The organism is Hydrogenimonas sp., from assembly GCF_029933015.1.
Lineage (GTDB): Bacteria > Campylobacterota > Campylobacteria > Campylobacterales > Hydrogenimonadaceae > Hydrogenimonas.
This window is the reverse complement of sequence record NZ_JAOZOZ010000030.1, coordinates 1-6,999: the sequence shown is the minus strand read 5'-3', so window position 1 is coordinate 6,999 and position 6,999 is coordinate 1. Positions and strand designations below refer to the sequence as shown.

The 6,999-nt window shown below is 52.1% G+C and carries 7 protein-coding genes and 1 riboswitch; all 7 genes read right to left on the bottom strand.

Annotated elements, in window-relative coordinates; genetic code table 11:
- Positions 1–257 precede the first annotated feature (257 nt).
- Positions 258–344: riboswitch (cyclic di-GMP riboswitch) on the bottom strand.
- A 68-nt stretch (positions 345–412) separates the two neighbouring features.
- A complete protein-coding gene (locus Q1K23_RS03655) occupies positions 413–1,960 on the bottom strand; it encodes a BatD family protein (RefSeq protein ID WP_300362533.1) in 1,548 nt (515 codons plus the stop codon).
- The gene (locus Q1K23_RS03650; RefSeq protein WP_300362532.1) at positions 1,941–2,768 is read right to left on the bottom strand and encodes a tetratricopeptide repeat protein; all 828 of its coding nucleotides are present in this window, start codon (positions 2,766–2,768) and stop codon (positions 1,941–1,943) included. The genes Q1K23_RS03655 and Q1K23_RS03650 overlap by 20 nt, the downstream gene beginning before the upstream one ends.
- Positions 2,768–3,706: a VWA domain-containing protein gene (locus Q1K23_RS03645; protein ID WP_300362530.1), complete on the bottom strand. Its 939-nt coding sequence runs from the start codon at positions 3,704–3,706 to the stop codon at positions 2,768–2,770. Before Q1K23_RS03645 ends, Q1K23_RS03650 begins: the two co-directional genes overlap by 1 nt.
- Before the next feature lie 59 nt (positions 3,707–3,765).
- Positions 3,766–4,677, bottom strand: a complete 912-nt coding sequence (locus Q1K23_RS03640; protein WP_300362527.1) for a VWA domain-containing protein — start codon at positions 4,675–4,677, stop codon at positions 3,766–3,768.
- Positions 4,670–5,077, bottom strand: a complete 408-nt coding sequence (locus Q1K23_RS03635) for a hypothetical protein (RefSeq protein ID WP_300362524.1) — start codon at positions 5,075–5,077, stop codon at positions 4,670–4,672. The genes Q1K23_RS03640 and Q1K23_RS03635 overlap by 8 nt, the downstream gene beginning before the upstream one ends.
- On the bottom strand, positions 5,074–5,901 hold the full coding sequence (locus Q1K23_RS03630; RefSeq protein WP_300362520.1) for a DUF58 domain-containing protein: 828 nt from the start codon (positions 5,899–5,901) through the stop codon (positions 5,074–5,076). Before Q1K23_RS03630 ends, Q1K23_RS03635 begins: the two co-directional genes overlap by 4 nt.
- A gap of 66 nt (positions 5,902–5,967) precedes the next feature.
- Positions 5,968–6,915 carry a MoxR family ATPase gene (locus tag Q1K23_RS03625; protein ID WP_300362518.1) on the bottom strand — a complete coding sequence of 316 codons (948 nt, stop codon included), beginning with the start codon at positions 6,913–6,915 and terminating at the stop codon, positions 5,968–5,970.
- Between the last annotated feature and the right edge of the window lie 84 nt (positions 6,916–6,999).

Here is a 6,999-nt window from a genome sequence, read left to right as displayed (position 1 = left end):
GGAAGATCCTCCGCCTCCGCCGCAACCGATCACAAAAACTCCCGCGGCGACAAATATCAGATGACGCGCGGCTATACGCAACTTACTCATTTCTCTTCCTTTCCATAGGGTGCTCATATACAACAAGGCACCATTATAATCTGCTGCAAGCCCGTTTTGGCCCGGGATTTACAGTGGTTTATGGAACATGAAGGAAGTGGGAGGAAACATCAATGCAGGTAAATGAATGTTACTCATTATTGAACGGATGTCAATAAAGAGGCAACCTGGCGATCTTCGATATCTGGTATCGAAGACCCATGGCTTTCCGTCCCTGCTTCACAACAGGTTTGGCAACTGAGCTTCCATTATAGCTCTACGATTCTTAACGTTTTTTTAAGAAAACTGTCGTATTTACAATGGTTTACTTCCGTTAACTTTCCGGATTCTCTATCTCCTCTACGATCTCGGCGAGCGCTTTTTTGTCGATTTTGTGCCGTTTTTTGCCGTAGACGTTCTCTTCCAGCTTTTCGAGCGCCTTTTTGATCTCCTCATCATCTTTGGCATAGGGAAGAAGCAGATCCAGCAGCTCTCTGTCGCTTTTCGCCCGCCGGATCGATTTGGCGATATTGCTCTCTTTTCTTTTGCCGAAGCGCACTTTCAATTCTCTCATACCGGCCATGGCTCCCGCACCAAGAAGCGTACCTGCCAGAAGATAGAGCCAGGGAGAGATTCCGCCTTTTTCGGAGGGTGAAATGACACTTTTTTCTTCCGCTGCCCCTCTTTCCAAGCCCCCCTTTTCCGGCGCAAAGATACCCGCCGTACCTTTCGACGCCGCGACACTCCGTCCTCCTTTGACTTTCACGAAGATCGGTGCCGTCTTTTTTTCGACGATACGCCGCTCTTTGTCGTCGAAATAGCGCAGAACAAAGGATGGCACCGTAAAGTCGTGATCCGACACGATCGTGATCGTCTCTTTGAAAGAGCCGCCGTATCTGCCATTCTTCACCCACTCTTTCACCACCGGATCGTCACTGTAGACGACAGTGTCGGGAATCTGGGGTTCGAATTTTTTGATATCGTCGATATTGCCCTCCCCTTCGATCTCGATGGTCACCCGTACCGGCTGATTGGCATCGACGACGGTTTTGTCCGCCCTCGCATGGATGGTAAAGTCACCATAGAGCTCCACGTTGCCGGGCAGCGGATCGACATGGAGATTCAGCGTGTTGGAAGCGATCCGGGTCCACTGGAGTCTCGCGAAAAAACCGTTGAAAAAGTCGTCGTCGAAAAAGGGATCTCTGATAGGCGGTTTGACACGGACACGTCGGGCAATTTTTGCGGTGAGCGGGCCGAGCTTGAAGTCACCCGCTTTCTGGGGGAAGATGAGATATCGCTGTTTTTCGATCACGTAGTCGCCGTCGTAGCTTTTCTCCACATCCCCCAGTTTCTTGATCCAGAAGTTGGAAAACTCGGGAGATGCCAGCTCCACCTGGACGAAATTGGCACTTCGCCTGTATCGCAGTGCGATTTCCAACGTCACCGGCTCTCCTACATGGACGTCCGTTTTGTCTGTCTTGATCTCCAAAACCGCTTCACCGTTTTGCGAGGTCTGTTTCGGCCGGTCGGTGACGACGATTTTCACGGCGTCTGTCTTGTAGAGTTTTCCATCGACTTTCACCTCCAGCGACGGGATCGTCACATCCCTCATCGGCGCGAAAGTGTAGCTTTTCGTGACGCTTCTGGTCGTATGTCCGTTGATGATCGAGATGTTGGAACTCTGTGAAGTTCCCAGAACGGGAAAGCCGTCGATCTCTTTGAGAACGGGAAATTCGATATTTTCTCCCTCCGCCGTGATGGAGAGTGTCACCGTATCGCCGCGAAGCACCTCTTTTTTGTCCACATCCAGATGAACACCCGCGGCGAAAAGCAGCCACGGAAACAGCAGTGTGAAAAGGATTTTACCAGGGAGTCGTCTCATCCTCGCTCCTTTCGCCTTTCTGTGTCTGCATCGGCAGCATCAGTGTATGGATGCCCCGCCTGTTCAGCACTTTGTTCCATTTTCTCAACTCCATCTCGCTGATGGGTTCCTCTTTTGGCATCTTTCGCTTCATCTCATTTTCCCGATTCCCGTCACTCTTTTGGTTTTGATCTTTTCTCTTTTTCGCTTCGTTTCGTTTCCTGTCGGACGCTTTTTTCCGATTTTCATCTTTTTGGCTCTGTTCGGACTGATTTTTTTGATTCTGCTGCTGTTGTCGGTTCTTTTGTTTTCGCTGTTGTCGCTCTTTTGATTTTCCGAAGTTTTTGTTTTCGTTCTGTTTTCCGTTGCCGTTTTCATTGTTCCGCTTTTCATTCTTCTGCTGCGTTTTTTTCTCTTTCTCTCTTTTTTGCTCTTTTTTGAGTTTTCTGAGCAGTTCCAGATTGAACCGGGTATCCTCGTCTTCCTTTATCTTCAGGGCCGCTTCATACGCCTCGATCCCTTCGTCGATCTTTCCCAGTTTCGCGTAGCAGTTACCCATGTTGTGCAGTTTTTCAAACTGCAGATTTTTGCTCTTTACATCCCGATAGAGTTCGAGGGCCTTTTCATATTTTCCCATTTTGTAATAGGCGTCCGCCGCGTCGAATTTCGCTTCGTCGCTTCCCTCTTTCGCCACCTCTTCATAGAGTTTCGCCGCTTTGTCGTATTGACCTCTTTCATAGGCTTGCCGGGCACTCTTTAGAGTCATGAAATCGAACATTCCCGCAAAGGAGAGCGTCGAAACCAGAATCGAGATCAACAGATACCTCATCACCGTTTCCCTCCTTTCGGACGGATGGAGACCCGTACGGGCCATGCTCGCGGCAACGAAGCGTTGGCGAGTATGAAAAGAAAGATCGCAAGCATCAGCGGATAGTAGAAGAGCTCTTCTTGCTCTTTGATCACTTGCTCCTTCGTCTCCGTCGGCTCCAGTCTGTCATGTATGGCTTCGGCCAGTCTCGCCATATCGGAAGAGCTGAAGGAAAACGGCATATAGACTCCCCCCGTCTCTGTCGCCAGTTTTTCGACGGCGGGATTGAGACGGGTGATGACCACGTTGCCTTTGTCGTCACGCACCACGTCGTTGTCGAACTTCATGATGCCGCCCTTTTCGGTACCTATGGCATAGACGAAGATCGTGATGCCGTGTTTCTTCGCGTAGGCGATCTCTTTGGAAAAATCTCTTTTGTCGCCACCGTCGGTGAAGATCAGCAGCGCTTTTGACTTCTTCTCTTTGAGCAGATCTTCCGTCACCTCCAGCGGGGCCATCATGTCGGTCCCCTTCAGGGTGACGTAGTCAAATCCCATATGCGTCACCAGATATTTGAGCGAGGCGTAGTCCCGTGTCAGAGGTGCTACCAGAAAAGCCCGGGAACTGAAACCGATCACACCGATTCTGGCATTTTTCATGTGATCGAGAAGATCGGAAAATTTCCTTTTCGCCAGCTCGAAACGGTTGGGGAAGACATCGTTGGCGAACATGGAGCGGGAGATATCGAAAGCCACGACCAGATCGATCGTCGACTCCCTGATCTTTATCTCGCCCTTTTCGATCACGGGACGCGCCAGCGCCACGATGCCCAGCGCCACGGCGGTCAACAGAATCGCTCTGCGGCTTCTGCGGCTCATTCCTCCACCCCGGGCCACCATCTTTTTATAGAGTTCCGGCGTGAATCTTCGGCGAAGATCGCTGCCACTTCTTTCCGTCATCAGCCACAAAGGGATGAGCAAAATGATTGATATTAACAAATATGGATACATGAAATCCATCATTCGCCCCCTCTTCTTACCCTGAGCTGTACGGATCCGGAAAAAATGAGCGGAAGCATCAAGAGAAGTGCCGCGCCGAGCGGCCAGGCGTAGTAGTAGCTCTTTTTGACATAGCGGTTACCTTTGATCTCGCTCTTTTCCAGGGCATCGATCGTTTCATAGACTTTTTCAAGCTTCTCGACCGTGTCCGCTTCGAAAAACTTCCCGCCGGTCTCTTTCGCGATCTTTTCCAGGACGTAGGGGTTGTAGTCTCCCCTTCCCCCGATGCCGATGGTATAGACTTTGATACCGTACTTTTTCGCCGTATTGATCGCAACCTCCAGAGGGACGGTGCCCGCATTGTCGATGCCGTCTGTCAGAAGAATCGCGATCTTGTTCTTCGCCTTGGAATCCCTGAAGAGCTTCGTGCTCATGAAAAGCGCTTCATAAAGTGCGGTTCTGCGGGTCCCGGCGATGCCCACCTCCACTTTCTCCAGCAGTCGCAAAAGGGAGGCTTTGTCGTAGGTGAGAGGCACGGCCACATAGGCGAAGTCGGCGAAAATCGTCAGGCCGAGCTTGTCGTGTTTCCTGGCCTTGACGAAACGGGTGACGATCTCTTTGACGATGCCGAACTTGTTGTTCTGCGCCATGGAACCGCTGGCATCGAGAATCAGTGAAATCTCGTATCCCCTGTCACGCTGGATTTCGATCTCGTTTTCGACGACGGGACTTGCCAGGGCCGTCACCAGAAGTGTGAAGGTGACGGTTTTGAGCAACGTCTTGAACGAAGAGCGTCGGCTGCCGATACGCCCCAGCCTGTCGCTTCCGGGAAACCATACACTCTCAAATCGCGGCCGGCACCATTTCAAGCATGCCAGAAAGAGAAGTATCAGCAAAAAGGCCTCGGGATGTTCGAAGGTCAGGCTACCCATCTCTCAACGCCTTTTTGATCAGTTTCCGCATGTTCTTGATATCGTATTCATCCAGAGGCGGAACATCTTTTCTGTATTTGTACCTTTCGAGATCTTTTCGTACTTTTTCGAATCGCTCCATCATATCTTCATCCTCGATCAACAGAGGAAGATACTCGCCGAACGTATAGACTGCATCTTTCGTATTTTTGAAATCGATCGCCCTCAGCTTCTTTCTGGCTATCTCTTTCGGATCGGGCCGCCTGCGTCTTTTGATCCTCTTTCTGCCGGAAAGCAGCAGCCAGATCGCTCCCGCGACGAAGATCAGCAAGAGTGTCAGCGAAAGAAAAAGAACCAGAGAATCGTCCGGTACCTCCACCGGCGGCTTGATATCCCGAAGCTGCTGCAGCGTGTCGTTCATTTGAGCATCTCCCGCAACTTGAGGAAGGGCTCCTCATCCGTATAGATCTTCGTGAAACGGATGCGGTTTTTCAGAAAATGTTCGGCAAGCCTCTCGTCATGGCGGCGCAGATCCTCCCGATACTTTTCGATCAGTTTTCCGTCCAGATCCAGCCTGTGGTGTTTTCCGCTGACGGGATCGACCAGGTCGTACTCCCCTTCCAGCAGCGGATGCTCTTCGAAACGGTCCCGGACGATGACCGCATAGAGCTCGTGCCTGGCACCGAGCAATGAAAAGTCGGCCTCCTCGTAGAAATCACCCAGAAGCAGAACGATGGAGCGGTTTTTGATCGAGCCGAGGAGAAAATCGACGAACTTTCCGGTATCGCAACGCCGTTTCAGCACATCGGTCTCCAGAGCATATTCGAGGGCCGCATAGACGATATTGGGACTTTTGGAGGGTTTGAACCACTGCATCAGAGCGGTATCGAAAAAGATCGACGTGACCCGGTCGGAGTTTTTGAGCGCCGCAAACCCAAGAAGCGCCAGAATCTCCGCCATCACCTCCTGTTTCTGCCGCAGCGTCCCGAAATAGATGCTTCCCGACACCATGAAACCGATGACGATATTGAGTTCGCGCTCTTCGTTGAAGACATTGACATAGGGCTTCTGCTGTCGTGCGGTCACTTTCCAGTTGATCTTGCGCACATCTTCCCCGTAGGTGTACTCCTTCAGCTCCGCAAAATCGATCCCGTTGCCTTGGAAAGTGGAGATGTTGTTGCCGATATTCTGACCGAAAAGCCGCCGTTTCGTCTTGATCAGCAGCTCTTTCGCTTTAGTGTTCATACCACCCTTTCATCATCATTCACCATTGCCTGTTCCCTGTTTACTGCTCCCTTTAGACCATCCTTTTTAAGGTACCCGCACCGACTTCTGGACCGCCTTGACCACATCGTCACTGGTGATGCCCGCCGCTTCGGCTTTGTAGTTGAGGATGACGCGATGGCGCAGCACATCGTGAAGCACTTCGGCGATATCGACGGGTGTGACGTAGTCTTTCCCCCGTATCAGCGCCACGGCGCGGCTCGCTTTGTAAAGATCGATGGAAGCCCGGGGACTGGCACCGAACTCGATATACTCCCCCATCTCCTCCAGGCCGTACTCTTTCGGATATCTCGTGGCGAATATGAGTTTGAGCATGTACTTCTGCACCGCATCGTCCACATGCACGCCGTGCAGCTCTTTCTGAAGCGCGGCGATCTCCGGCTTTCCGGCGACCTGGGAGATCTCTCCGAACCCTTTGGCCGCCACCCGGCTGACGATCTCGAACTCCTCTTCGATCGTGTTGTACCCGACGTTCACCTTCATCATGAAACGGTCGAGCTGCGCTTCGGGAAGACGGTAGGTCCCCTCCTGCTCCACCGGGTTCTGGGTGGCAAGAACGAGGAAAGGCCTGTCCACCCTGTAGGTCTCCTCGGCGATCGTCACCTGCTTCTCCTGCATCACCTCCAGCAGCGCCGACTGCACCTTCGCTGGAGCACGGTTGATCTCGTCGGCCAGCAGAAGGTTCGTGAAGACCGGACCGTGTTTGACCCTGAATTCGCCGCTCTTTTGATCGTATATCTCCGTGCCTGTAATGTCACTGGGCAGAAGATCGGGCGTGAACTGCACCCGCTTGAAAGCCAGACCCAGTGCCTGTGCCAGCGCGTTGATCGCCGTCGTCTTCGCCAGCCCCGGCACCCCCTCGACGAGCAGATGCCCTTCGCACAGCAGTGCGATCAGCATGGCGTCGACGAGATGTTCGTGCCCGACGATGACTTTGCCCACCTCTTTCTTGATCGATTCGACAACAGGATTCATACGGTACTCCATTATCACGAGAATTGTTGAAGGGCACCTCTAAAAACCCTATACGGATCATAGAAGGCAAAGTTGGGGTAAGAT

Excerpts from the sequence above, each read along its gene's own strand:
- Q1K23_RS03655 (WP_300362533.1), bottom strand. The coding sequence starts at position 1,960 with ATGAGACGACTCCCTGGTAAAATCCTTTTCACACTGCTGTTTCCGTGG.
- Q1K23_RS03650 (WP_300362532.1), bottom strand. The coding sequence starts at position 2,768 with ATGAGGTATCTGTTGATCTCGATTCTGGTTTCGACGCTCTCCTTTGCG.
- Q1K23_RS03645 (WP_300362530.1), bottom strand. The coding sequence starts at position 3,706 with ATGACGGAAAGAAGTGGCAGCGATCTTCGCCGAAGATTCACGCCGGAA.
- Q1K23_RS03640 (WP_300362527.1), bottom strand. The coding sequence starts at position 4,677 with ATGGGTAGCCTGACCTTCGAACATCCCGAGGCCTTTTTGCTGATACTT.
- Q1K23_RS03635 (WP_300362524.1), bottom strand. The coding sequence starts at position 5,077 with ATGAACGACACGCTGCAGCAGCTTCGGGATATCAAGCCGCCGGTGGAG.
- Q1K23_RS03630 (WP_300362520.1), bottom strand. The coding sequence starts at position 5,901 with ATGAACACTAAAGCGAAAGAGCTGCTGATCAAGACGAAACGGCGGCTT.
- Q1K23_RS03625 (WP_300362518.1), bottom strand. The coding sequence starts at position 6,915 with ATGAATCCTGTTGTCGAATCGATCAAGAAAGAGGTGGGCAAAGTCATC.